General features: G+C 72.6%; 18 protein-coding genes and 1 pseudogene. 11 read left to right on the top strand and 8 right to left on the bottom strand.

The genetic code is table 11. The features are described 5' to 3' along the window. Window position 1: 1 nt before the first annotated feature. Genes Mam01_RS29355 through Mam01_RS29385 form a run of 7 tightly spaced genes read left to right on the top strand, consistent with a single transcriptional unit; the run spans window position 2 to window position 10,814 of the window. Complete coding sequence (locus Mam01_RS29355; RefSeq protein ID WP_204288445.1) at window positions 2-1,576, top strand: condensation domain-containing protein; 1,575 nt, start codon at window positions 2-4, stop codon at window positions 1,574-1,576. Further along, a complete protein-coding gene (locus Mam01_RS29360; protein WP_204288446.1) occupies window positions 1,570-1,857 on the top strand; it encodes a phosphopantetheine-binding protein in 288 nt (95 codons plus the stop codon). The genes Mam01_RS29355 and Mam01_RS29360 overlap by 7 nt, the downstream gene beginning before the upstream one ends. Beyond that, a complete protein-coding gene (locus tag Mam01_RS29365) occupies window positions 1,854-3,854 on the top strand; it encodes a condensation domain-containing protein (RefSeq protein WP_204288447.1) in 2,001 nt (666 codons plus the stop codon). The genes Mam01_RS29360 and Mam01_RS29365 overlap by 4 nt, the downstream gene beginning before the upstream one ends. A gap of 1 nt (window position 3,855) precedes the next feature. Further along, complete coding sequence (locus Mam01_RS29370) at window positions 3,856-4,038, top strand: MbtH family protein (protein WP_150934895.1); 183 nt, start codon at window positions 3,856-3,858, stop codon at window positions 4,036-4,038. Between the two features lie 8 nt (window positions 4,039-4,046). Beyond that, the gene (locus Mam01_RS29375; protein ID WP_204288448.1) at window positions 4,047-5,549 is read left to right on the top strand and encodes a condensation domain-containing protein; all 1,503 of its coding nucleotides are present in this window, start codon (window positions 4,047-4,049) and stop codon (window positions 5,547-5,549) included. A 13-nt stretch (window positions 5,550-5,562) separates the two neighbouring features. Beyond that, window positions 5,563-7,575 (top strand): non-ribosomal peptide synthetase, encoded by a 2,013-nt coding sequence (locus Mam01_RS29380; RefSeq protein WP_204288449.1) that lies wholly within the window; start codon window positions 5,563-5,565, stop codon window positions 7,573-7,575. Next, complete coding sequence (locus Mam01_RS29385) at window positions 7,572-10,814, top strand: non-ribosomal peptide synthetase (RefSeq protein WP_204288450.1); 3,243 nt, start codon at window positions 7,572-7,574, stop codon at window positions 10,812-10,814. Before Mam01_RS29380 ends, Mam01_RS29385 begins: the two co-directional genes overlap by 4 nt. A 97-nt stretch (window positions 10,815-10,911) precedes the next feature. Here Mam01_RS29385 and Mam01_RS29390 read toward each other — a convergent pair whose 3' ends face one another. The 7 genes from Mam01_RS29390 to Mam01_RS29420 all read right to left on the bottom strand — a co-directional run bounded on the left by Mam01_RS29390 (window position 10,912) and on the right by Mam01_RS29420 (window position 19,642). After that, window positions 10,912-11,931 carry a LacI family DNA-binding transcriptional regulator gene (locus Mam01_RS29390; protein ID WP_150934899.1) on the bottom strand — a complete coding sequence of 340 codons (1,020 nt, stop codon included), beginning with the start codon at window positions 11,929-11,931 and terminating at the stop codon, window positions 10,912-10,914. A gap of 28 nt (window positions 11,932-11,959) precedes the next feature. Then, a complete protein-coding gene (locus tag Mam01_RS29395; RefSeq protein WP_204288467.1) occupies window positions 11,960-13,351 on the bottom strand; it encodes a GH1 family beta-glucosidase in 1,392 nt (463 codons plus the stop codon). Window positions 13,352-13,392: 41 nt separating this feature from the next. Then, on the bottom strand, window positions 13,393-14,286 hold the full coding sequence (locus tag Mam01_RS29400) for a carbohydrate ABC transporter permease (protein ID WP_239101717.1): 894 nt from the start codon (window positions 14,284-14,286) through the stop codon (window positions 13,393-13,395). Beyond that, entirely contained in the window at window positions 14,283-15,257 is a 975-nt protein-coding gene (locus tag Mam01_RS29405) for a carbohydrate ABC transporter permease (protein ID WP_204288451.1), read from the bottom strand. The genes Mam01_RS29400 and Mam01_RS29405 overlap by 4 nt, the downstream gene beginning before the upstream one ends. Before the next feature lie 84 nt (window positions 15,258-15,341). Then, window positions 15,342-16,694 (bottom strand): ABC transporter substrate-binding protein, encoded by a 1,353-nt coding sequence (locus Mam01_RS29410; protein ID WP_204288452.1) that lies wholly within the window; start codon window positions 16,692-16,694, stop codon window positions 15,342-15,344. A 304-nt stretch (window positions 16,695-16,998) separates the two neighbouring features. Continuing rightward, on the bottom strand, window positions 16,999-18,450 hold the full coding sequence (locus Mam01_RS29415; protein ID WP_239101718.1) for a sulfatase family protein: 1,452 nt from the start codon (window positions 18,448-18,450) through the stop codon (window positions 16,999-17,001). Window positions 18,451-18,823: 373 nt separating this feature from the next. Further along, a complete protein-coding gene (locus Mam01_RS29420) occupies window positions 18,824-19,642 on the bottom strand; it encodes an aldo/keto reductase (protein ID WP_204288454.1) in 819 nt (272 codons plus the stop codon). Window positions 19,643-19,741: 99 nt separating this feature from the next. Between Mam01_RS29420 and Mam01_RS29425 the strand changes: the two genes are divergently transcribed. The 4 genes and pseudogenes from Mam01_RS29425 (at window position 19,742) to Mam01_RS29435 (ending at window position 24,812) form a co-directional block, all read left to right on the top strand. Beyond that, on the top strand, window positions 19,742-20,794 hold the full coding sequence (locus Mam01_RS29425) for a hypothetical protein (RefSeq protein WP_239101719.1): 1,053 nt from the start codon (window positions 19,742-19,744) through the stop codon (window positions 20,792-20,794). Further along, a complete protein-coding gene (locus Mam01_RS29430) occupies window positions 20,791-22,044 on the top strand; it encodes a DUF6716 putative glycosyltransferase (protein WP_204288455.1) in 1,254 nt (417 codons plus the stop codon). The genes Mam01_RS29425 and Mam01_RS29430 overlap by 4 nt, the downstream gene beginning before the upstream one ends. Window positions 22,045-22,174: 130 nt before the next feature. Then, window positions 22,175-22,424, top strand: a pseudogene (locus Mam01_RS36995) (IS701 family transposase); the annotation flags it as partial. 738 nt (window positions 22,425-23,162) lie between these two features. Beyond that, on the top strand, window positions 23,163-24,812 hold the full coding sequence (locus Mam01_RS29435; RefSeq protein WP_204288456.1) for a hypothetical protein: 1,650 nt from the start codon (window positions 23,163-23,165) through the stop codon (window positions 24,810-24,812). A gap of 196 nt (window positions 24,813-25,008) precedes the next feature. Here the strand turns inward: Mam01_RS29435 and Mam01_RS29440 are convergent, their stop codons facing one another. Then, on the bottom strand, window positions 25,009-25,875 hold the full coding sequence (locus tag Mam01_RS29440; RefSeq protein ID WP_204288457.1) for a dihydrodipicolinate synthase family protein: 867 nt from the start codon (window positions 25,873-25,875) through the stop codon (window positions 25,009-25,011). Between the last annotated feature and the right edge of the window lie 243 nt (window positions 25,876-26,118).

A 26,118-nucleotide genomic window follows, 5' to 3' on the forward strand; every position in this document is an offset into this window, starting at 1 on the left:
GATGTCACCGACGCTCACGGGCGAGGGGGAGCAGGCGTCCCTCGCGCAGCACGGCATGTGGGTAACGGAGCGGATGGGCTGCGGCGGTCAGGTGTACCACATGCCGCTCGCCATCCACTTCGACGGCCCTCTCGACGCGGACCGGCTGCTGGCCGCCTGCCACGACGTGGTCCGCGCGCATCCCCAGCTGGCCACGGCCCTGGCGGAGCGGGACGCCGTGCTGCGCCCCGCCCTGGCCGCCGTGCCGCCGCCGATCGGGTTCGAGGACGCCACCGGGCGTGAGGCGGGCGAGCTGGTCGACCGTGAGGCGTCCCTCGACCTGGACCTGGGGACCGGCCCGACGGCCCGGTTCAGGCTCTTCCGGCTCGCGCCGGAGCGGCACCTCCTGGTCGTCGTCGCCCACCACGCGGTCTTCGACGGCATGTCGAAGGATCTCCTGGTGCGCGGCCTGGCCGACGCCTACGCCGGGCTGCCGCTGCCGGTCCTTCCCCTGACGTACGGCGAGGCCGTCGATCGGGAGAACACCCGGGTGGCCGAGCTGCTCGACGAGGCCGCCGCGTTCTGGCGGGACCGCTGGCAGGACCGGCAGGACCTGCGGCTTCCCGGGCTGACGGGGGTCTCGACGCGGGCCGCCGCGGGCGAGGCCGTCGACTTCGCCCTTCCCGCCGGGCTCGCCGTCGCCGCCGACAAGATGGGCGTCACCCGGTTCGAGCTGGTGCTCACCGCCGTCCACACCCTGCTCGCCGCGTACGGCAACGAGGACGCGGCGGTGTCGGTGGACCTGTCGACCAGGACCGAGGAGACGCGGGGCCACATCGGCCTCTTCGTGAACGAGCTGCCGGTGCGGGCCGGAGCCCCGAGCGGGACGTTCGCCGACTTCGCCCGGTCGGTGCGTGGCGAGCTGCGGGCCGTCTACCGGTTCCGGCAGGTGCCGCTCGCCCGCGCGGTCGGCGGCGTGAGCCCGCGCACCGCGCTGACGCCGGTCTCGGTCAGCTACCGCGGGCGCGACGGGAGCGCGCCGGAGTTTCCCGGGGTGGCGGCGACGGTCGACTGGATGTCGTTCAACCACCAGGTGCGCGGCACGCTGCACCTGCAGGTGGTCGACGCGCCCGACGGCATCACGGGCCGCCTGCAGTTCAACCTGGCGATCCTGAGCCGCTCCGGCTGCGAGTCCCTCGTCGGGCACCTGCTCGCCCTCCTGGAGGCGGTGGCCACCGCCCCCGACACCGACCTCTCCCACCTGCCGCTGCCGGCTCCGGTCGAGTCCTCGTCCGTACCGACGGAGGCGGGGCGGAGCGGAACGGACCCGGCCGCGGCGCCACGCACCGGTGAGGCGGACGCCACGCCCTACCTGACGGAGGTCGCGGAGATCTGGAGCGAGGTGTTCAAACGGCCCGACATCGGGCCGGACGAGGACCTGTTCGACCTCGGCGGGCACTCGCTGACGATCGTCGAGATCATCGCGAAGGTGCGCGAGCGGATGGACGTGGAGCTGTCCTTCGACCTGTTCTTCGACGAGCCGACGATCGCGGGGGTCGCCGCGGAGGTCGCCCTCCTCCGGGAGGAGGCATGCTGAGGGAACGCCTCGCAGAGCTGGTGTCCAAGGCGAGCGGCGGCGACCTGGCCGCCGCCGACGTGCTGGCGGCCGACTGCAGCCTGCCCGCGCTCGGCCTCAACTCGCTCGCCTACCTCCGGCTGATCGACATGGTGGAGACCGAGTTCGGCTGCGACGTCGACCTGGACGGCGGCTACCTCGACACACTCGACGGCCTGGCCGGGCACGTCGCCGCGCACACCGGCGCCGGCGGCGACCGCGGCGGGCACGACGACGAGCACTCCGGCGGGCAGCGGAGGTGACCGGCAGCCCGCCCGCGCCGCAGGCGCCCGGCCTCACCGCGCTGCCGCCCCGCACCGTGGAGTTCCGCGGCGCGCGGGGCGGGCAGGCCGCGCTGACCTGGGGGCAGCAGGGCATCTGGCGCTCCACCCAGTGGCTGGACGACGGCGATCCCTACTTCAACCTGGCCTGGACCCTGCCGGTGACCGGCGCCGCCGACCTCGACGCCGTGCTGCGCGCCGTCGGACGCCTCCTTGAGCGGCACGAGACGCTGCGCACGGCGTACGTCCGGGAGGACGCACGCCCCGGGACCGGCACTCGGGCGGGCGCGGGGACCCGCGTGGAGGCGGTCACCGAGGGCACAGAGGCGAGCACTGAGGCGAGCACTGAGGCGAGCACTGAGGCGAGCACTGGGGCGGGTGCCGGAGAGAGCACCGAGGTGGTCGCCGGGGAGAACACGGAGACGGGTGCCGGGGAGGGGACCGTCCAGCGGGTGAGGCGGGAAGGCCGGCTCACCGTGGGCGTGTACGAGGCGGCGGCGAAGCCGATGACCGCGGCCAAGGCGCTGGCCGCCGAACTGGCCGCGACCGGATTCGACTACGCGGCCGAGTTGCCGGTCCGGTGCGCGGTGGTCTGCCTGAGGGGCCGGCCGCGCGCGCTGGCCCTCGCGCTGTCCCACCTCGCGCTCGACGGCTGGTCGCTGAACATGGTGGCCGCGGAGTGGCCGCGGCTCGTCGCCGGGGAGGACCTGCCCGCCCCCGAGTGGCAGCCGCTCGACCAGGCCGCCTTCGAGCGGTCGGACCCGCCGCCCGGCGCGCAGGCGCTGCGCCACTGGCGGAGCGGTCTGGCGTCCGCGCCACGCTCGATGTTCGACTTTCCCGAGCGGGAGCCGGAGGAGCCGCGCTTCGTCCGCTACGGGATGGACTCCCCGGCCGCGGCCGTCGCCGCCGAGGCGCTGGCCGCCCGGCACGGAGTGACGACCTCCAGCGTGCTCACGGTCGCGAGCGCCGCCCTGCTGGCCGCCGTCACCGGGCACTCCACCGCCGCGCTGCAGCTCATCGTGTCGAACCGGCACCACCTCCGTACGGGGGCGATGGCCGGGCCGGCTGCGCAGGACGGCCTCTGCGTCATCGACCTCGGCGCCGGTGATCAGAGGCTCGGTGATCAGAGGCTCGGCGATCAGGGGACCGGTGATCAGGGGGCCTTCACCTTCGCCGAGGCGCTGGGGCCGGGACACCGCAGGACCCTGGCGACCTACCGGAACGGGCACTACGACCCCTCGCTCGTGCTCGCCGCCCGGGACGCGGAGGCGTGGCACCGCGGCGCCGACATCGACCTGGACGCGTTCTTCAACGACGTCCGGCAGGGCGGCCGCTGGTCGGGCCTCCCGGACGTCGACCCCGGTGACGCCGGGGCGCTGGCCGCCCTGCGGGGCCGGACCAGGACGTTCTTCGTCGGCGCCTACTCGAAGGTCAAGGCGAAGATCTTCTTCGCGACCGGTCCGGCGCCCTCCACCTGCGAGTTCTTCGTGCTGGTGGACACGGCGTTCCTGCCCGGGCGGGTCGCCGAGCGGATGCTCGGCGGCCTGGAGGAGCTGCTGGTCCGGGCGGTCTCGGCCGACGTGCCGCTGGACCGGATCGCCGAGATCGCCGGCCTCGACCCGGTGCGGCGGCCGGCCGGATGGACGCGGGTCGGCCCCGACTGGGTGAGCCTGCCGGAGACCGAGGCGCTGCTGCGCCGGGTCTGCGGGGGTCCGGCCGCGGTCGTGCTGGAGCCCGGCGACGACGGGGCGGACCGGCTGACCGGCTATCTGGTGGCGCGTCCCGGGCTGGACACGCCCGACTCCGTCCACGCCGCCGTGATGCGGGCCGCGGCCGGTCGCACCGACGTGCTCGCCCCCCGGCACTACGTGCTGTGCCCGGCGCCGCCGGCCGGCCCCTCCGGCTGGCCGGACTGCCCCCGTCTGATCGAGGGCGGCGGCCGGGTCCCCTCTTCCGTAATGACTGCCTTGGGAAGGTGAAATGACCGAATCCTCGATGCTCGTGGTCGTCAACGACGAGGAGCAGTATTCGGTGTGGTGGAGCGACCGCGAGCCGCCCGCCGGGTGGCGGCCCACCGGCTTCACCGGCAGCCGGCAGGAATGCCTGGACCACATCGAGACGGTGTGGACCGACATGCGCCCGCTGAGCGTACGCGGCGGATGACCGGGCCGATGACTGGGCCGACGACCGGGCGGGCGAGCGGCGCGGAGCGCCGTGCGGCGCTGATCGAGAAGCTGGCCGGGCTGCCCCCCGAGCGCCGGGCGGCGCTGCTGCGCTCCCTCGGGGGCGCGGCGGCGGACCCCGGCGGGCAGGAGTGGCCGCTGTCGCCGGGGCAGGAGCGCCTGTGGTTCCTCAGCCGCTTCGACCCCGCCGACACCAGCTACAACACGCCCTGGTCCGTACGGCTGCGCGGGCCGCTCGACAGGGCCGCGCTGGCCGCGGCGTTCACCCGGGTCACCGAGCGGCACGAGGTGCTGCGGACCCGCTTCCGGCTGCGCGGGGACGCCCCCGTGCAGGTGGTGCTGCCGCCCGCGCCGACGCCGGTGGAGGACCTCGTGACCTCCGGGGAGGCGGGCCGCGACGGAGCTGGTCTGGACGGGGCTGGTCCGGACGGGGCTGGTCCGGACGGGGCGGGCGCCGACGAGGCGTTGCGGGAGTTCGCCGAGCGCCCGTTCGACCTGGAGAACGAACCTCCCCTGCGGGTCGGCGTGGCCCGGCTGGGTGAGGACGAGGTGGTGCTGTGCATCGTCCTGCACCACATCGTGGTGGACGGCTGGTCGCTCGACGTGCTCATGCGCGAGCTTGCCGAGTGTTACGCGGCGACGCGCGAGGGACGTGAGCCCATCCTGGCGGAGCTGCCCATGCAGTACGCCTCCTTCGCCGTGCAGGAGAGACAGCGGGACCACACGGCGGGCGTGGAGCACTGGGCGGGCCGGCTGGCCGGCGCCCCCTCACTCGACCTGCCGCTCGACCATCCCCGGCCGTCCCGGTGGTCGGGGCGCGGCGGGCGCGAGGAGCTGCTGCTGCCGCCGGAGGAGGTCACGCCGCTGGAGCGGGTGGCCAGGAAACGGCGCTGCACGTCCTTCATGGCCCTGGTCGCCGCCTACGAGGCGACATTGGCCCTGGCGTCCGGCCAGACCGACTTCTGCGTCGGCGTCCCGGTGTCCCGCCGGACCCGCAGCGAGCTCGCCCCGCTGATCGGCTACTTCGGCAACACGCTGGTGCTGCGGGCCGACCTGTCCGGCGACCCGGCGTTTCACGAGCTGCTGGACCGCGTGCGGGAGGCGACCCTGGCCGGGATGCGGCACGCGGACGTGCCGTTCGAGCACATCCTGGCCGCGCTGCGCGTCCCGCGCGACGTCGGCCGGCCGCCGCTGTGCCAGGCCATGTTCAACCTGCACAGCGACCTGCCCAAGGACGATCTGCTGGGGACCCGGTTCGCCGACCTCGACGCCGAGGTCCACACGATCCCGCCCAGCCACACCAAGTCCGAGGTCTCGCTCGACCTGTGGCGCGGACCGGAGGGGCTGGGCGGCGTCTTCGACTACAGCGCCGACCTGTTCACGCCCGCGACCGCGCGCCGCCTCGTCCGCGGTTTCGCCGAGGTCGTACGGCGGGCCGGGGCCGACCCGGAGACCCGTCTGTCCGCGCTGAGCGGCGCGTTCTCTGATTGAAAGGTGCATGACAGTGAGTGACGCGGTGAGCGGCGGGCCGGCGGCCTCGGGTGCCGGGCGGCCGGGAACGGACGCCGCGACGGCGCTCGCGCTGATCCGCCGGTGGCGTGACGAGAGCCCCGACGCGGTCGCCGTGAGCGGCGACGGCGGCGTGCTGACATACCGGGAGCTGCTCGACCGGGCCGACCGGCTGGCGGCGCTGCTGCGCGCCCACGGCGTCGGGCCGGAGGTGCCGGTGGGCCTGTGCCTGGAGCGGTGCCCCGGCATGGTCGTCGCGCTGCTCGCCGTGTGGCGGGCCGGCGGCGCGTACGTGCCGCTCGACCCGGCGTTCCCCGAGGACCGGCTCCGCCACATGCGGGAGGACGCCGGCATCCGGCTCGTGCTTGCCGGGAAGGGCGTCGGCTCCGCGCTGCTCGACGGAGTCCCGGACGTCGTCGAGCTGGCGTGGGACGGCGTGCCGCTCTCGGGCGAGGGGCAGGACGGCGACGGCGATGGATACGGCGACGGCGAGGGACCGGTGGGGGATCTCGCCTACCTCATGTACACCTCCGGCTCCACGGGCCGGCCCAAGGGGGTCGCGGTCCCGCACGGCGCGGTGGTCAACCTGCTGGAGTCCTTCGCCTCCCTGCTGGAGCTCACCCCGCGCGACGCCTGGCTCGCTGTCACCACGCTGTCGTTCGACATCTCCGTGCTGGAGCTGCTCCTGCCGCTGACCTGCGGCGCCCGCGTCGTGGTCGCGTCCGCGCACGAGACGACGGACGGCCGGGCCCTGCGGTCGCGCGCCGTGACCGACGCCGTCTCGATCATGCAGGCGACCCCGGCGAGCTGGCGCATCCTGATCGAGTCCGGCGGAGTCCCCGCGAACATCGCGACCCGGCTGTGCGGGGGAGAGGCGCTGCCCCGCGACCTCGCCGACGCCCTCCTCGCCGACGGCGCCCGCCTCTGGAACGTGTACGGCCCCACCGAGACGACGGTCTGGTCGACGGCCGGGCGGGTCGCCCCGTCTCCTGCTCCCGTGGACCTCGGCGAGCCCATCGGCAACACGACCGTGCACATCCTCGGGCCCGACGGGCGTCCGGTGCCGCCCGGCGAGGCCGGGGAGCTGCACATCGGCGGAGCCGGCCTGGCCAGGGGATACCGCGGAATGCCGGGCCAGACGGCGGACCGGTTCCGGCCCGACCCCTTCTCCGCGACGCCCGGGGCCCGCCTGTACGCCACGGGCGACCTGGCCGCGCTGGAGAACGGCAGGCTGCGCTATCTCGGCCGGGCCGACCAGCAGGTGAAGGTGCGCGGCTTCCGGATCGAGCTCGGCGAGATCGAGACCGTGCTGCGGGCCGCGCCGGAGGTGGCCGGCGCCGCGGTCGGCGTCCACGCCGGCCCCGACGGGCTCGCGCGCCTGGTCGCCTACGTCGTGCGCGCCACCACAGAGCACACCACGGGGGAGCACGTCGCCGAAGAGGCCGCAGGGGAAACGGCGGCCGGGGGGACCTTCCGGGGAACCGGCTCGGACATCGACGAGTCGGGCCTGTGGGCCTCCCTGCGCGACCGGCTGCGCCTCAGCGTCCCCGAATACATGGTGCCGGCGCGTCTCGTGGTGTTGGACGCCCTGCCGCTCACCCCCAACGGGAAGCTCGACCGCGCCGCGCTGCCCGCGCCCGAGTGGACCCGCGCCGGGAGCCGGCCGTACCGGCCGCCGTCCACGCCGCTGGAGGAGGACCTCGCGGCGCTGTGGGGAGAGGTGCTGGGCATCGCGGAGCCGGTCGGCGTCGACGACGACTTCTTCGAGCTGGGCGGCCACTCGCTGACCGCCACCCAGATCATCGCCAGGATCCAGGCGCGGTTCGCGATCAGTGTGCCGATCGTGGAGCTGTTCGAGAACCCCACGGTGGCCGGGCTGGCGGCGGCGATGGACCGGCTCGACGACGACGACCTCGATCTCGCCGAGATCGCCGCGCTCCGCGACGAACTCGACGGCCTCAGCGCCGAGGACCTCGCGGCGGTGCTCGACGGGATGTCGGACCGATGAGGGCGCCGCTGTCTCCGGACCAGGAGCGGCTCTGGCTCCTGCAGAAGCTGGACCCGCGCGACGCCTCCTTCGGCATGTATCTCGTCCGCCGGCTGCGCGGCCCCCTCGACCGGGACGCCCTCGAAGGGGCGGTCGCCGACGTGGTGGCCCGGCACGAGAGCCTGCGCACCCGGTTCGAGGAGGAGGACGGCGTCCCCTGGGCGGTCGCGGAGCCGGCCGGATCCCCGCCGCCGGTGGCCTGGCCGGCCGCGACGGACGAGGAGCACGCCGGGCGGCTCGTCGCCGAGCGGGTCAACGCGCCGTTCGACCTCGCGGACGGCGTCCCGCTGCGCGTGGCGGTGATCGGGATCGGGCCGCTGGACCACGTCCTGTGCGTCACGATGCACCACATCATCGGCGACGGCTGGTCGCTGGGGATCCTGCTCGACGACCTCGCGGAGTGCTACACCGCGCGGCTGCGCGGCCGCGCGCCGGAACTGGCGCCGCTGCCGGTCCACCCGTCCGACTACGCCCGCTGGCAGCGCCGCCGCGCCGATCGCGCGGTGCCGTACTGGCAGGAGCGGCTGGCCGATCCGCCGCCGCCCGACCTGCCGTTCGGCATCGGGGGCATCGGCGGCGGGGACGACGGCGGTGCGGAGGGCGGCGCGGGCCACGGGCAGGGCGGGTTCCAGATCGTCCGGGTCGGCCCGGAGGTCGCGGACCGGCTGGACCGGCTCGCCCGCGAGCACCGGACCACGCTGTTCACCGTGCTCATGGCGGCCTACCAGGTGCTCCTGCACCGCCACTCCGGCCACGACGACGTCCTCGTCGGGACGGTCGTCGCCGGGCGCGACCGGGTCGAGCTGGAGCCGCTGATCGGCTATCTCACCCAGACCGTCGTGCTGCGCGGCGACCTCGGCGGCGACCCCGCGTTCGCCGACCTGCTGCGGAGCACCGGGCGCGAGGCGCTGACGGCGATGAGCAGGACGTCGGTGCCGTTCGAGCGGATCGGGCACCCCGCCCAGGCGCTGATGCCGACCGTGTTCATCCTGCACACCCAGGACGTGGGGCCCACCCGGCCCTTCGGGGACCTGTCCGTCGGCTTCTTCCCCGACGGCTTCCGGCAGGTGAAGCTCGGCCTCTACACCGAGGCGTGGCGGGACGGCGGCGGGATCACCGTGTCGTTCGGTCACGACGGGTCCAGCGGGTCCCCGCACGAGGCGGAGGCCGTCCGGCGGCTCGCCGAGCGCTTCCTGCTCCTGCTCGCCTCGGCCGCGGCCGAGCCGCACCGCCGGATCTCCGAGCTGCGCGTCTGGACCGAGGACGACGAGGCCGACATCCACACCATGGCCGGCGACGGCGCGGACGTTCCCGGGCCGACGGTCCCCGAGATGATCGCCGAGACCGTCCGCCGCACGCCCGGCGCCGTCGCGGTGGTCTGCGGGGACACCGAGGTCACGTACGGCGAACTGGACCTGCGGGCGGCCCGGCTCGCCGCGTCGCTGCGCGCGTCCGGCGTCCGCCCCGGCGACGTCGTCGGCGTCCGCCTGCCCCGGTCGGCCGAGGCGATCGTCGCGCTGCTCGCCGTCTGGCGGGCCGGCGCGGCCTACCTGCCGTTCGAGCCGGACGAACCGGACGAGCGGATGACCTTCTCCCTGGCGGACGCCGGGGCGACGCATGTGATCACGACCCGTACGCCGCCTCCTGGGCTCACCGCCGTCGACCCGATCCCCGGCGGGGGAGAGGACGCACGGTGGCCCGGCGAGCAGGGCGAGCAGTGGCCCACCGAGCAGCGGCCCACCGGGCAGCAGGGCGAGGAGGGGCCGGGTGGGACAGGGCCGGGAGACGTCGCCTACGTGATCTCCACCTCCGGCTCCACCGGCCGCCCCAAGGGCGTCGCGGTCGAGCACCGCGCCATCGCGGCCCGGATCCGGTGGATGCGCGACGCGTACGGCCTGACGCCCGGCGACCGCGTCGTCCAGTTCGCGTCGCTGAGCTTCGACACCCACCTCGAAGAGGTGTTCCCCGCGCTGGCCGCGGGAGCGACCCTGGTGCTCCTCCCGGGCGGGGCGGCGACGCTGCCCGACCTGCTGGCCGCGCCGGGCGGGGAGCGGATCACGGTGCTCGACCTGCCCACCGCCTACTGGCACCACCTGGTCGAGGAGATCGACCAGATCGCCTGGCCGCCCGCGCTCCGCCTGGTGATCATCGGCGGCGAGCAGGCGTCCGGCGGCGCGGTGACGCGCTGGCGGCGCCGGTTCGGCGACGGCGTCCGGCTGCTGAACACCTACGGCCCGACCGAGGCCGCGGTCATCGCGACCTGGGCCGACCTCGGCGCCGGTCCTGGGGCTGGTCCCGGGTCCGGCCTGGGGTCCGGCCTCGCGGCGGACCATGGCGTGAGGCCGCACGGCAGGCCGCCGATCGGCCGGCCCGTCGGCGCGACGACGGTCCACCTGCTCGACGCCGCCGGAGCCCCGGTCCCGAAAGGCGCGATCGGCGAACTGGTCATCGGGGGAGCCGGAGTGGCCCGCGGTTACCTGCGCCGCCCCGCGCTCACGGCCGCCGCCTTCGTCCCCGACCCCGCCGGGCCGCCGGGAGCGCGGCGGTACCGCACCGGGGACCGGGCCCGCTGGAACCAGGACGGCGAGCTGGAGTTCCTGGGCCGCCTCGACGGGCAGCTCAAGGTGCGCGGCTTCCGGATCGAGCCGGGGGAGGTCGAGGCGCGGCTGCTCGACCATCCGGGCGTCGGCCAGGCCTTCGTGACGGTCCACGCCGAGGAGCTCGTGGCGTACGTGACGGGGACCGCGACGGGGGAGGAGCTCGCCGCGCACCTCGCGCGGACCCTGCCCCGGCATCTCGTCCCGACCGCCTGGGTCGGTCTCGACGCGCTGCCGCTCACCAGCCGCGGCAAGGTGGACCGCGCGGCGCTGCCCGCGCCGGTCCGGGGGCCGTCGGCCCGGCACGTCCCGCCGAGCACGGACGCGGAGCTGCTGGTGGCCGAGGTCTGGGCCGAGCTGCTCGGCGTCGCCTCCGTCGGCGCGGACGACGACTTCTTCGCCCTCGGCGGGCACTCGCTGCTCGCGACGCGGATCGCGGCCCGGCTACGCCGTACGACCGGGGTGGAGGTGCCGGTCCGGACGATCTTCGAGCGGCGCACCGTGGCCGACCTGGCGGCCGCGCTGGAGGACCTGCTGGTCGCCGAGCTGGAGGGCATGTCGGAGGAGGAGGCCGAGCGCCTGCTCTCGTCCGCCGAGGGCTGAGCCCTCTCGAAGGCAGCCCTCTCGAAGGCGTGGCCGACGACAACGAGACCGCCGCACACATCGGGGATGTGCGGCGGTCTCGTCGTTCGTGGCCGCCTCAGGCGGAGGCGCGGATCACCAGGTGCGTGTCGAGTATGACGACCGGCTGCTCCAGCGGCTCGCCGTTGATGCGGGCGATCAGGAGCTGCACCATCTGCCGGCCCATCGCCTCCGTCGGCTGGTGCACGCTGGTCAGCGGAGGATCGGTGTGCAGGGCGACCTTCGAGTCCTCGAAGCCGATCAGCGCGACGTCGTCCGGCACCACCATGCCGTTCTCCTTGAGCACGCGCAGCGCCCCGACCGCCATGGGGTCGGACGCCGTGAACACCGCGTCGAGATCGGGATGGCGGGCCAGCAGCTCACGCATGGCCGCCGAGCCGCTCTCCTCGGAGAAGTCGCCGTACGAGACGCGTTCGCTCATCCCGGTGGCGAGCAGCGCGTCGCGGTACCCGGCCAGACGGTCGACACCCACGCCCATGTCCTGGGGACCGGCGATGGTGGCGATCCGGCTCCGGCCCTTGGAGACCAGATACTTGACCGCCTGCCGCGCGCCCGCGCGGTTGTCCATGTCGACGAAGCTGTAGGGGTTCAGCCCGACGGGCCGGCCACCGAGCACTGTGGGCACGCCCAGATCCTCCAGCCGTCCCGGCAGGGGGTCGGCGCCGTGCACCGAGGTGAGCAGGACGCCGTCGACGTGCTGCCCGGTCAGGTAGTGCTCCAGACGGTCGTGCTCGGTGCGGTTCTGCGCCATCGTGAGGATCAGCTGGAGGCCGGTCTCACCCAGCGCCGAGCCGATCCCGCGGATCAGCCCGGCGAAGTACGGTTCGTCGAAGACGCGCTGCTCCGATTCCGACACCACCAGGGCGATGGTGTCGGTCCGGTTGGTCACGAGGGTACGCGCCGCCCGATTGGGCACGTAGCCGAGCTCCTGGATCGCCAGTAACACCGCGTCGCGGGCACGGTCGCTCACCTTGGGTGAGCCGTTGATGACCCGCGACACGGTGCCGCGGCCGACACCGGCACGCGCGGCGACCGCTTCCAGAGTCGGCCGACCTCCGGAACGGCGGTCCCCGTTCATCTATACTGCCCCCTTATCGCGTCTGCGCTTATTGTGCCCGACCCAGCAGGCCGCCGTGCCTGATGGTGTCGGCATACCACAACGCGCTCGATTTCAGCGTCCTCGCCTGGGTCTCGTAGTCCACGTAGACGAGGCCGAAGCGCTTACCGTATCCCCAGGCCCACTCGAAGTTGTCCATCAGGGACCAGGCGAAGTAGCCCTGGAGCGGGACGCCGGACTCGATGGCGGCGTGGCAGGTGCGCAGGTGCGCCTCGATGTAGGCGACGCGATCGGGGTCGTGCACGGTCCCGTCCTCGCCGAACACGTCGTCGTACGCCGCGCCGTTCTCGGAGATGTAGAGGGGGACGCGCGGGTACTCGTCGGCGAGGCGCCGCAGCGTCTCGTACAGTCCGCTGTCGTCGACCTCCCAGCCCATCGCGGTGACCGGGCGGCCGGCGTTGACGAACCCGACGTGCTCGCTGCCGATCCACGGCGAGCCGGAGTCGGTCGGGGCGGCCGCGGCCGACACGGCGCCGCCGGGGGCGCCCGACACGGTGAAGCGGCTGTAGTAGTTGACCAGCAGCATGTCGAGCGGAGCGCCGATCGCGGCCAGGTCGCCGTCCTGGATGAAGGACATGTCGGAGATGTGGCTCAGGTCGGCCAGCACGTCCTCCGGGTACGCGCCCTTGAGCAGGGCGTCCAGGAAGAACCGGTTCTGCAGCCCGTCGATGCGGCGGGCGGCGTCCTGGTCGGCCTCGCTGGCGGTGGCCGGCGTGACCGGGTAGAGGTTCACGCACCCGCCGATCTGCGAGTCGGCGTTCTGCGCCCGCATCGCCTGCACGGCCAGCCCGTGCGCGAGGTTGAGGTGGTGCGCGGCGCGCAGCGCGGCGGCCGGCTCACGCCTGCCCGGCGCGTGCTCGCCCGAGGCGTACCCCAGGAACGCCGAGCACCAGGGCTCGTTGACCGTGCTCCAGTTCCTGACCCGGTCGGAGAGCTCGGCGTGGACGGTCGCGGCGAAGTCGGCGAAGCGCTTCGACGTGTCCCGCGCGGGCCACCCTCCCGCGTCTTCCAGGGCCTGCGGAAGGTCCCAGTGGTAGAGCGTCAGCCACGGGTCGATGCCGTAGCTGAGCAGCTCGTCGACGAGCCTCTTGTAGAAGTCGAGGCCCTTGGCGTTGTATGCGCCCAAGCCCTCGGGCTGGATCCGCGGCCAGGAGACCGAGAACCGGTAGGCCGTCAGGCCGAGGTCGGCCATCAGCTTCACGTCGTCGCGGTACCGGTTGTAGTGGTCGATCGCGATCTCGGCGTGGTCGCCGCCGACGATCCGGCCCTCCTGACGGCAGAAACTGTCCCAGATCGAGGTGCCCCGCCCGTCCGCGGAGAGCCCACCCTCGATCTGGTATGCGGAGGTCGCGGCGCCCCAGACGAACCCTGTGGGGAACATCAGGCCGGCCGCCTCCGCCTCTGGTCGTGTGTCTTGCGTTGTCACGCCTTGACCGCACCTTCCATGAGTCCGCCGATGATCTGTCGGCCGAACAGGATGAAGACGACGATGAGCGGGAGAATCGACATGAGCGTGCCGCTGAAGATCAGCACGTAGTCCGTTCCGTACTTCGCGTTGAGCGAGTTGATCGCGACCTGGACCGTCGGGTTGTCCGGGGTCAGGACGATCAGCGGCCACATGAAGTCGTTCCAGATCAGCATGAACGTGTTGATGCCCAGCACCGCCATCCCCGGCCGTACGGCCGGCAGGACGACGTTGAACCAGATCCGCAGGGTGGACGCGCCGTCGACCCGGGCGGCCTCGACCAGTTCGTTGGGCACGGCCTGCTGGGTGTACTGCGTCATGAGGAAGACGCCGAAGCCGTTGAGCAGGTAGGGCAGGATCACCGCCTTGATCGAGCCGACCCATTCGAGGCTCACCATGAGGCGGTAGAGGGGGACGATGCCCATCTGCTGCAGCGGGACCATCATGGTCAGCAGGACCAGCAGCAGCAGGATCTTGCCGCCCCGGAAGTTCAGCCGGGCGAACGCGAAGCCGGCGAACGTCGAGATCAGCACCACCGAGACCGTCACCGTGGCGGCGATGATCAGCGAGTTGGTGAGGCCGGCCAGGTAGTGCGCGTCGGGGTTGGTGAGCACCCGGTGGACGTTCTCCCCGAGGTTGCCGCCCGGCAGGAACGGCGGCGGCATGTCGGTCGCCTCGGTGTTGGTGCGCGAGGCGATGACGATCATGTAGTAGAGCGGGAACGCCGAGATGATGATCGTGACCGCGAGGATGAGCCTCGTCATCGGCGTGGCGCTCCAGAGGCCGGAGGCCCCTCCCGGCGCCTTGGCGCGGCGCCGCCGCGTGGTGGCGGGCGCGGAGAGCGTGGTCACTTGTTGCCCCCGATCCGGCGGATGAGCAGGAAGTTGATGGCCGACCCGACGAGGATGAGCAGGAACAGCAGCCAGGCGGCCGCGGACGCGTAGCCGTAGTCGAACTCGCGGAAGCCCTGCTCGAAGATGAACATCGAGACGGTCTGGAACTGGCTGTCGCTGCCGCCGTGGACGTTGCCGTTGTAGAACGTCGTCGGCTCGGAGAACAGAGTGAGACCGCCGATGGTGGAGTTCAGCACCACGAAGATCATCGTGGGCCGGAGCATCGGGATCGTGATCTGCCAGAACTGGCGCCGCCGGGACGCGCCGTCGATCGAGGCCGCCTCGTAGAGGTCCTTGGGGATCGTCTGCATGCCGGCCAGGAAGATGATCGCGTTGTAGCCGGTCCAGCGCCAGTCGATCATCGTGGCGATGGCGATCCAGGAGGGGAGACGCTGGGCCTTCCAGTCGATGGGGTCGGCCCCGAACCAGCTGAGAATCCAGTTGACCACGCCCCAGTCGCGGCCGTACAGCTGGGTGAAGACGACCGCCACCGCGACGACCGAGGTGACGAGGGGAAGCAGGACGCCCAGCCGGACGAACAGCTGGAACTTGATTCGCTTGTTCAGCGCGTTGGCCAGCAGCAGGGCCAGCAGAATCTGGGGGACCGTCGCGATGACGAACATCGCGAGCGTGTTGACGACGGCCTTCCAGAAGTCGGCGTCGCCGAGCATGGCGGTGTAGTTGCCGAGGCCCGTCCACTCGACCGTGCCGGTGAGGTCGTAGTCGAAGAACGAGTAGTACAGGGTGAACCCGAGCGGGAAGAGCCCGAAGATCAGGAAGAGCAGGTAGTAGGGAGAGACCAGGAGGTACGGAGCGGCCTTGAGGTCCAGCCAGGTCAGGAAGGACCGGCCCGATCTCGGCCGGACGTGCCTCCGGCCGGGCGGCATCGGTGCGCGGGTGGGTCGCCCGGCGTCGACGTGCAGGCTCATAAGTTACCTTTCGGGTGAAAGCAGGCGACCGGCCCGCCGGCGGGGTGCCGCTGCGGCGGGCCGGTGCTCACCTGGCGGGCAGGATCAGCCCGCGGCCTTCACTGCGTCGTCGACAAGCTTCTTCCAGCCGTTCGCGTACGGCACCGAGCCGTCGTCGATGGCGGAGACGACCGACTCGACCGCGTTCTTGACCTGGGCGTGCTTCACGCCGAGGAAGACCGGCTGGAGCGCGGAGGCGGACTTGGCGAAGATGTCGCCGACCGGGGCGTCGTTGAAGTACTCGTTCTTCGCGCCCTGGACGGCCGGGTCCTGCTGCGCCTGCACGTTGCTCGGCATGTTGCCGGCGAAGTTGAAGACGCTGACCTCGGCGTCCTTACCGGTCAGGTAGTCGAGGACCTGCGCGGCCTCCTTGGGGTGCTTGGACTGCTTCGGCACCGCGAGCCAGGAGCCGCCCCAGTTGCCGCCGCCGCCGGGCACCGCCGCGACGTCCCACTTGCCCTTGAAGTCCGGTCCGGCGCCGCCGTCACCGCTGACCGCGCCGAGCATCCAGGACGGGCAGCCGAGGGTGGCGAACTGCGACTTCTTCATGCCGGTGTTCCACTCGGGCGTGAAGTTGCGCAGCTTGGCCGTGAGGCCCTCCTGGCTGATCTTCTGGGCGAAGTCGTACGCCGACTTGACCGCCGGGTTCTTGTCGACGATCAGGTTGTTGTCCTTGTCGAAGTAGGAGACGTTGCCGTTCTTGGCGGCCTCCTGCACCAGGACCACGTTGTAGAGCGTGTTGGTGCCGTCGACGAACTTGGTGTCCTTGATCTTGTCCTGGAACTTGTGGGCGACCTTGACGAAGTCGTCCCACGTCGGCCAGAGCTTGCTGACCTCGTCGCGGTCGGCCGGCAGGCCCGCCTTCTCGAACAGGTCACGGCGGTAGCAGAGGCTCATGCCGCCGACGTCGGTGCCGAGGCCGAACAGCTTGCCGTCGGCGGTGACGCCGTTCTCCCACTTCCAGTCCGCGAAGTCGGCCTTGCGGTTCTGCAGGCCGAACTCGCCGAGGTCGGCCCACCACTCGGGGTGCGCCTTGGCGAGGCCCATGCCGCCCTCGTCGATGCCGACGACGTCGCCGGCGCCCGCGCCGGACTGCAGCCACTGGATCATCTGCGGCCAGTAGACCTGCTCGAACTGGTCGGTCAGGTTGTCATACTTGATCGTGATGTCCTTGTGCTCGGCGTTCCACTTGTCGACGGCCTCCTTGTAACCAAAGTTCTTGCCGCCGCCGAACGTCTGGAGCGTGATGGTCACGGGACCCGCCGCCGCGGTGGAGCCGCCGCCCGCCGCGTTGTCGGCGGGCTTGTCGTCCGAGCCGCAGGCGGTGGTGACGCCGAGCGCCAGCGCCGCCACCGCGGCGACCGCGAGCAGCCTGCCGCGGCGCGAGTTGTTGAACATTCTTCCGGACCCCTCTCAGGTGGTACCCGAATCTCTTGGGAGGTTCATCCCAGGCCGGTCCCCGACGTCACGGCCCGCGATCAATGGTTGTGCTTGTATGAGCGAGCTCTGTTGGGAGCGCTCCCACGAAGGGTCCTCTATGAGCAACGCGGGCGTCAATATGCCGAAACCTAACTGTTACTCCACGGGGGGTTAGGCACTTCAAAAGGGATGTTACGGGACATACTACGCATGGGAGCGCTCCCATCACCATATGGGCAGAAATGAATACCGGATGCCCCAAAACCTGCGACCGGGGTCGCCGTTATGCCGTGCCGTCGCCGAGACCGGCGGCGTCCGTCAGCGCGCAGGTCATGCCGGCGCAGGCCCGCAGCAGCGCCAGCCGGGCCGACAGCACGGCGACGACGCCGGGCTCCGCCGTGCCCGCGATGTTGCGCAGCTCCGCCGGGTCCTCCTGCAGATCGTAGAGCTGCCTCTCTCCGGTCTCGTACTCCACGTACGCGTACCGGCCGGTGCGCAGCACGGCGTAGCTCGGCGGCGACTGCGGTGAATAGGAGGGGTGGTAGAACTCGACCAGGACGGCGTCGCGCCAGGGCACGTCAAGACCGCGCAGCAGCGGGACAAGTGATCGCCCCTCGGCGGAGAGCGGCACGGAGGCTCCGCCCAGCTCGGCGAACGTCGGCGCGAGGTCGACGGTCGAGGCGAGCCTGTCGATCACGCCCCCGGCCGGCACGCCGGGCCCGCGCACCACCATCGGCACCCGGATGTCCTCCTCGAAGGGCGTCGTCTTGCCCGGCCGCAGCCGGTGCTGCCCGAGATGGAAGCCGTTGTCGGAGGTGAAGAAGATATAGGTGTCGTCGAGCCGGCCCGCCCGGGTCAGCGCGTCGACGAGAGCGCCCACCATGTCGTCCACGCCGAGCATGGCGCGCAGCCGGTCGCGGTGGACCCGGTCGATCCTGCGCACGTCGGCGGCCGACAGCGGCGTCCGCTCCTGGAGCCAGCCGGGCTCGGCGGACAGGTCGGCCTGGTCGAACGACGCGGTCCGCGGCGCCTGCTCGTCCGCGAAGGCGTCCGCGTGGCGCGCCGCGTGGTGCGCGGGCAGGTGCGGCGCGACGGGGGCGAGGTAGAGGAAGAACGGCGCGCCTCCCGACGAGGCGAACGTAGCCGCCTTGGCGCTCAGCACGTCCTCCAGGTAGTCCTCCGGCGCGTTGCCGTGGTGCCGGATCACGCCGTTGTCGTTGAGCGCGTAGCCGTACTCCTGGTAGAGGCGGGTGACCGGCACGGCCCACTCGTCCCAGCCGGGCGGGACGTACGTGCGTGGCGCGCCCTGGGGGTAGTTGTTGAGATACTTGCCGAAGAGCGCGGTCCGGTAGCCCGCGTCGTGCATCCACGTCCCGAGCGTGGACGTCTCCAGCGGCCTGAATCTCGTGAACCCGCCGGTCGGCGCCCGGTTGCTCTCGACCTGATGGCTGTGCATGTACTGCGACCGGAGGATCGAGGAGCGGGAGGGACAGCACCAGGGATTGGTGACGAAGAACCGCGACAGGGTGGTGCCCTGGCTCACCAGCAGATTGGAGATGTTGGGGAACCGGCTGAGATCCGCCGCGTCGAGGTCGTCGGTCAGGATCAGCACGATGTTGGGCCGGTGCTCCGCCGGAGCGGGCTCGACCCGGGCGGCGCCGGTGAGTCCGAGAGCCAGCAGGAGCGCCGCGGCGAGCCCTGCCCACAGTTTCGTCGATCGTCGCGGTTGCGGCACGGCAGCAACCATATCCCTCCGCCCGCCTGGGGAAACGCACGGAGGGTGACCGTGCGGACGCGCCGCGTCCGGTTCGGGGAGCTTCGCCGCGACATGCGCCTTGGGCCCGGCCGTGCCTGTCCGCTCTCATCGCGCTCGCTCCAGCCTGCCCTGCGCCGGGCTTGCACCCTCACGCCGGGCTTGCACCCTCACGCCGGGCCTGTGCCCGCCCCGCGCCTTCCGCCCTCCGCGCGGCGGGCGGGCCACGGGGAGGGCGGAGTGACCGTCTTCTATAGGGCGCGCTTCTATAGGGCGCCGTTCTCCAGGGTCCGGGTCTGCAGGACGCGTGCCCTTATCTATAGGAAAGCCGGCGTTCCTGTCGGCGGGCCGGTTCCTATCCGAAGGTGGCGGGGTCGGGCCCGAGGCGGCGGCCGGCGTCGAGGGCGTCGATCGCGGCCATGTCGTCCGCGCTCAGCTCGAAGTCGAAGACCTCGATGTTCTCCCTGATGCGGGAGGGCGTCACCGACTTCGGGATCACCACGTTGCCGAGCTGGAGGTGCCAGCGCAGCACCACCTGCGCGGCGGTCTTGCCGTGCCTGGCGCCGATCTCGGCGAGGACCGGCAGGTCGAGCAGGCCCCGGCCCTGCCCGAGCGGGCTCCACGCCTCGGTGGCGACGTCGTGCCGCGCGTGGAACTCGCGCAGCTCCCGCTGGGCGAGCTGCGGGTGCAGCTCGATCTGGTTGAGCACGGGGACCACGCCGGTCTCGGCGAGCAGCCGCTCCAGCGTCTCCACCGTGAAGTTGGACACCCCGATCGCCCGGACCCGGCCGTCGGCGTACAGCTTCTCCAGGGCCTGCCACGTCTCGACGTACCGGTCCTGCTTCGGGGACGGCCAGTGGATCAGATAGAGGTCGACGGTCTCCAGGCCGAGCCGCCGCGTGCTGTCGTCGAAGGCGCGCAGCGCCTCGTCGTAACCCTGCTGGTCGTTCCACAGCTTCGTGGTGACGAACAGCTCCTCGCGGGGGATGCCGGAGGAGCGCAGGGCCCGGCCGACGCCCTCCTCGTTCTGGTAGAGCCTGGCCGTGTCGATGCTCCGGTATCCGCATTCGAGCGCCGTCGTCACGGCCCTCTCCGCCTCGTCGTCGGCCACCTGCCAGACGCCGAAGCCGAGCCGGGGCATGGGAACGCCGTTGTTCAAGTCGATGACTTCCATGGCCCCCATGCTGCCCGAACGCCCCGGCATGATCCCTTCGGGGTCCGTTCACCCCGAGTTCCCGCGTATGTCGCATGGGGTGGCTAGGGTGAGCGCGTCGTGAACGAATCCTCACGCGGCGTGGATGACGAGGGACGGCGCCACGCCGCCGGGCAGGGGCAGGCCGTCGCATGGGTGGAGTCCCCCCTGCAGCTTCTGTGCGTCGTCGAGGCGCACCATGCGGGGCTCCTCGGCCGCACCACCCGTGTGGTGCCGCGGGCAGGGCTGCCCGCGCTCCGGCTCACCCGGCGTGAGCTGGGGCGGCTCGGGCTGCCCGAGGGGCTGGAGTTCGCCGAGCCGTCCGAGCGGATTCCCCGGCCGAGCCGCACCTGGGCGGTGGGCGACGCCTTTTCCGGGCGGGTCCAGCTCGCCCTCGTGACGGCCGTTCCCGGGCACACGGTGCTCGTGGACGACGGGCTCGCCACGATCCGTCTCCTGGAGTTACTGGTCGCGCGGCGCCCCCTGCTGCGCGCCCGTGCGACGGCGAGCCTGGGCCGCAAGGTCCTGGGCGCGGCGGCGGGGCTCCGCCTGCGCACGCGCCGGCCGTCGGTCTTCACCGCGCTCCCCGTGCCCGCCGGCCTCGCCGAGGAGGTGGAGGGCGCGGGGGTCCGGCTGGTCCGGCACGACTTCGCCTGGCTGCGCGCCCAGCCCGCCGACCGGCCGCCGCCGGAGCGCACGGTCGTGCTCGGCACCTCGCTCGTACGCAACGGGCTCATCCACCGCGACCGCTACCTGCGCTGGCTGGAGCGGATCGAGGAGCCCGTCGCGTACTTCCCCCACCGGCGGGAGGACCCCCGCGATCTCGACCGGGTGCGCCGCATCGCCGGCCTGACCGTGTACGACGCCGGAGCCCCGGCCGAGATGACGCTGCGCGACCTGCGGCCGGGCCAGCGGGTGCTGAGCCTGCCGTCCACCGCCGTGACCTCGCTGCGCGTGCTGCTGTCGGCCCGGGGCGTGCCGGTGGAGGCCGTGGACGTGCCGGACGACTGGTGGACCTCCTCGGCCGCCCCGTCGCTCCGTTCCCATCTCCAGTTGTTCGCGCACCAGCCCCAGCAGACGAGCGGGGCGCCGCCGGACTCTCCCCGAACAAGTGAAGGAAAGGTCGCTCCTTGACCCGTCTGCTCGCCGTGGCCGACTCCGATTCGTACCTCAAGTGGGCCGCGGGCCTGCTCGACGCGCTTCCGGAGGACTGGACCACGGACCTGGTCGTCGTCCGTACCCCCATCACGCCCTCGGCGGCGCAGATCGCGGCCGCGGTGAGCGGCACCCGGGCCGGCGCCGCGGGGCGGGAACTGCCCGCGGTGCTGTCGGCGCGGCAGTTGCGGCGGACCGCCGAGCGGTTCCGGCCCGATGTCGTGCTGCTGGCCTGCACCGGGCCCGTGGTGGACGCGCTGGCGGCGGAGACGCTGGCCGGGCTGCGGCCCCGCCCTGTGCTGGTGTCGGGGCTGCCCGGCATCTCCGTGCCCGCGACGGAGAAGGCCTGGCTGTTCCGCAGCGGCTGCGATCTGTTCGTGGTGCACAGCGGCCGGGAGGTCGCCGAGTTCTCGGCCATCGGCCGTGAGCTGGGCGGGGGAGGGGCGGTGGCGCTCGCCCGGCTGCCCTACCTGGACCTCGGCGCGGGCCTCGGCACGGGGGCCGGCACAGGGACCAGCACGGGGGCCGGCGGGGGCGTCCGCGACCGGGTGGTGTTCGCCACGCAGGCGAAGGTGCCCCGCCGCCGCGAGGAGCGCGAGGACGTCCTGCTCGCCCTGGCCGCGCTCGCGCGGGCCCGGCCGGACCTCGACGTGGTGGTCAAGCTGCGGGCCCGCGACGACGAGCGGCAGACGCACAACGAACGCCACCACTACGAGCGGCTGTGGAACGCGCTGGCGGACGAGGGCCGGGTCAACCGCGACCTGGTGCGCTTCGCCGCCGGGCCGATGCACGAGCACCTGTCGCGCGCCGCCGGGTTCGTCACGGTCAGCTCGACGGCCGCGCTGGAGGCGATCGCCGGGCATGTGCCGCTGCTCGTGCTGTCGGACTTCGGAGTGAGCGCCGAGATGATCAACCTGGTGTTCGAGGGTAGCGGCTGCCTCGGCACGCTCGACGACCTGGCGAAGGCCGACTTCCGCACCCCCGACGCGGAGTGGTGCCGGGCCAACTACTTCCACGACGCCTCGGCCACCGACTGGGCGGGCCGGGTGACGGCGCTGGTCGCCGCGGCCCGCGCCGGCACGCTGGAGCCGGCCCGCTCGCTCCTCGACGGCCCCGAGCACGCCGCCGCCCGCCGCCGCGCCCGGCTGCGCCTGGAGGTGCCGCCCAAGGTCCTCCGGTACGGCTACCGCGCCAAGCGCCGCATGCGCCGCTACCTCAAGGCCCTCTAGTACTCCAGACACTTCGGGATCTTGAGGGGTCGAGGTCACATGGCGACGGCCACCGCGTGATCACTCGTGGATGGTGAAGACAACAAAATGTGCGGTGGCCGCGAGCCACAGCGTAGATCCTGATGGCTGGATGGTCGCCTTCAACGAGCTGATGACCCGGATCGGGGGCCGGTTCGGCCGCGTCGAGCCCCGCCGGGCCGCGACCGCGTACGTGCGCGGTCTGCTGGCCGACCTCGACCGTAAGAACTGCTGGACCCTGGCCGAGCATGCCGGGCTGGCCGGGCCGCAGCGGTTGCTGCGTACCGCCCGGTGGGACGCCGACGCCGTGTGCGAGGACGTGCGGCCGGTTCGAGAACTGCCAGGTCAGGGTCTTCCTGGCGGCCCTGGCCCAGCAGAGACGGGTCGAAGAACTCCGGCAGCCCTTCCTCGGCGAGCTCCCCCGTCGCCAGGTCGACGCGGTGCCCCTGCGGCTCCCAGTCGTTGTGCCGGTGTGCCACCAGAAGTCCCGGCCGTCGTGGAACCTGTGGCCGTCCGGGCCGACCCGCCGCTCGCCGGGGCCGAGGGCCTGGTGCCCCTGAACCGCCGACCGTCTGCCGTCCTGACGCTCACCCGCCCGTCCTCGGACACCTCCTCCAGCAGCCCGGCCCGCCCCTCCACGCGGAACCACCAGGTGCCGCAGGCAGGCCCGCCACCAGGGGGCGGGCCACACCCGGCGAGGAGCCCGGCAGGCACCGGCAGCCCGTTCGGCATCCATGACTCCACGGTGGCGCGGCATTCCTTTTCGTGCCCGTCCAGGTGCTCAAGCAGCGCCGCGAACTGCTCACCGACCGGGCTGGACCGCACGGCCCTGGGCCCGGACGCCGGCATCTGGCCGCCGGTCTTCCTGCAGCGCAGGGTCATCCCGTCCAGCGCCGGCTCGTGGCCGCGGACGGCGCGGACTCACGTGAGGGGAATCGTCATGGCGACGACTATGTCGGCGGGCACCGACAATCGTCCCGGTCTCGAACCCCGGAGGGTGCTTGATCACGGTTTGGTGTCGCGCGACCGAATGATCTTGACGCGGGAGCACCCATGAGACGTTATTAGAACATACGTTCCCATCCCGGCAGGAGGCTCTCGTGTCCCCATACCTGGTTCGCCGATTAGCCGCTTACTGCGGCGCCGCCGGCCTGATCACCGGCCTGCTCACCGTCACGGCCCCCGCCGCCTCGGCGGCCGGCGCCACCACCGACCTCGGGGTCACCGGCTCCTACACCGCCGACCTTGCCGTCGGCGGCGGCCGGGTGTTCGTTGCCGCCGGCGACCGCATCATCGTGGCCGGCACTGACGGAAACCTCACCGGAGACGTCCTCACCGGCCTGCCCGGCGTCCAAGAGCTGGCCGTGAACGCGGACGGCACCCGCCTGTACGCGGCTCTCGCCGGCTCGAACGAGGTCGCCGAGATCGACACCGCGAGCCTCGCCGTCACCCGCCGGATCGACCTGTCGGCCCACCCTTGCCCGTCCACCCTGGCATTGTCGGGCGAGCGGCTGTGGGTGGGGCACGGATGCGACAACGGCCCCGGCGGCCTCGTCGGCCTGGATCTCAGCGCGAGCGCCCCGGCGCCCGTGGCGGTCGAGGGCGAGTACCTGTGGCCTCCCGTGATCGCGGCCGCCGGCGACACGCTCGTGGTCGGCCAGACCGCCCTGCACCACGCCGACATACTGGTCTACGACCTCGGCGACGGCGCCCCCGCGCTGCGCGGCACGATCGACGGCGAGGAGTGGCGCCTCGACAACCTGCGCGACCTCACCCTGAGCTCCGACGGCGGCACCCTGTTCAGCGCGGCCGACACCCCCGGTCACTTCACCAGATACGACACCAGGACCCTGGCGGCGACCGGCACCTACGGCGACGGCTGGGACGGGTACCCGTCCGCCGTGGCGCTCGGCTCGGACGGCGCGTACTTCGCGGCCGGACGCCAGTGGGGCAGCACCGACCTCACCCTCTACGACGCGGCGACGGGCGCGGAGCTGTTCGCGGCCGACCAGCCGGACGCCGAACTGCTCCCGGACGGCGTCGCGTTCTCCGGCACGGACGTCTTCGCACTGCTGCGCAGCTCCACGGACCGGCTGCTGCTGTGGCGGGTGACGGGCGTCGCGCTACCGGCCACCAAGCTCACGGTGACGGCCCCCGCGGACGCGTACGCCGGCTCGCCGATCACCGTCGAGGGGCGGCTCACCCGCGCCGACGGCGAGGCGCTCGGGCTCAAGCCGCTCACGGTGATCCAGTACCTGCCCGGCTGGACGAAACTGCCGATCACCGGCGTGACGACGCGGCAGGACGGCACGTTCACCTTCCAGGACACGCCCGTCTTCGAGCTGCCGCCGTACATCGGCGAGGTGATCTACTGGGTGTTCTGGGACGGCGACGACGGCCACCGCCGCAGCAGCGCCTCCGTCACCGTGACGGTCAAGCGCGAAGCCACGCTCACCCTGACAGGGCCGCAGTCCGTCGTCGCCGGCACGGCCGTGGAGCTGAGCGGCGTCCTGACGGCGGGCGACAGGCCGCCCTCTCCGGGGTCCACGCTCACCGTGCAGCGCACCCTGTACGTCAAGGGCACCAGCGGTAAGACCGTCAAGCTCCCGCCGGTGAGGGTGAACGCCGACGGAACGTACACGTTCACCGACACGCCCGCCAACGCCGGCAGGTACAGCTACCTCGCGAGCTATGCGGGGGATGGCGGGACCGGACCGGCCCAGGCCACCCATCAGATCATCGTCAAGTGACCCGACGACCGGTGCCCGGCGCCGGGCCGGGCACCGGTCGTCGGCATCCGGTGGTGACTCACCAGGCCCCGCCGACGTGTTCCAGGAGCCATCAGGGTCCACGCTCGCGGCCACCGCACGATCTTTTGGAGTGATCACGCGGTGGCCGTCGCCATGTGACCTCGACCCCTCAAGATCCCGAAGTGTCACTGGAGTGCTAGACGACCGCGTCCGCGAGCCGGAGCGCCCGTCGCAGCGCCTCGCGGCCGGCCGGCAGCAGCGGCAGCCGTACGCCGGGGGACGGGATGCGGCCCCGCGCGTGCAGGACGGCCTTGACGACGGCGGGGTTGGGCTCGGCGAACAGGGCCGCCGACAGGGCCGCCAGGCGGTGGCCGAGCGCCCGGGCCCCGGCGGCCTCGCCCGACCGCCACAAGGTGATCAGTTCGGCGAACCGCGCGGTGCCGAGATGCGCCGAGGCGAGGATCCCGCCGTGCGCGCCGAGCGCCAGCAGGGGCGAGATGACGACGTCGTCACCACCCAGCACCGCGAAGCCCGCCGGAGGGTCCGCCAGAAGCTCGACGGTCTCCGCGTCGATCCCTCCGGCGGCGTACTTCACCCCGGCCACGCCGGGCAGCCCGGCCAGCCGCCGGATGGCGTCGGCGGACAGGTGCTGGCCCGTCCGGTACGGCACGTGGTACACGACCAGCGGCACCGGACTCGCCGCGGTGAGCGCGGCGAAGTGCGCGACCACCCCGGCCTCGCCGGGCCGTACGAACGGCGGCACGAGCGTGAGGGCCGCGGTCACCTCGGGACGGCGGCGCAGCGCCGTCAGCGCCTCCGCCGTGTTGGCGCCGACCAGAAGCTCCGCCGAGCGGGCCCGGCACACCCCGGCGACCACGTCGACGACGGCGCGTCGCTCGCCGTCCGTCAGCGAGGCCGGCTCCGCCGTGGTGCCCAGCGCGACGACGCCCGTCGCGCCGGCGTCCAGTACGTCGTGCGCCAGGGCCTCCAGCGCTGTCAGGGCGACGGCGCCCTCGGCGTCGAAGGGCGTGATCAGTGGGACGTACAAACCGGTCGGTGTCATGCCGGTAGCGTCCGGCACGCAGTTTATAAGGACAATTAAAATGTCCTGAATTCAGGAATTAGTAATTCTAATCCACCGTCGGCTCTGTCCCGCCGGTTCTCGCGTGCCGGCCGTTCAGCCTCATCTAGCGAGGAACCCCGGGCGTTTACGCCTGGGAGGAATCGCTTCCCTGACTTGGGTTTTCTGTCCGGACGTCAGGGTTCGGTTCCCATCGAGGTGGCAGGGGCCAAACGGTAGTGTGCT

Source organism: Microbispora amethystogenes (assembly GCF_016863015.1).
GTDB classification, from domain to species: Bacteria; Actinomycetota; Actinomycetes; order Streptosporangiales; family Streptosporangiaceae; genus Microbispora; species Microbispora amethystogenes.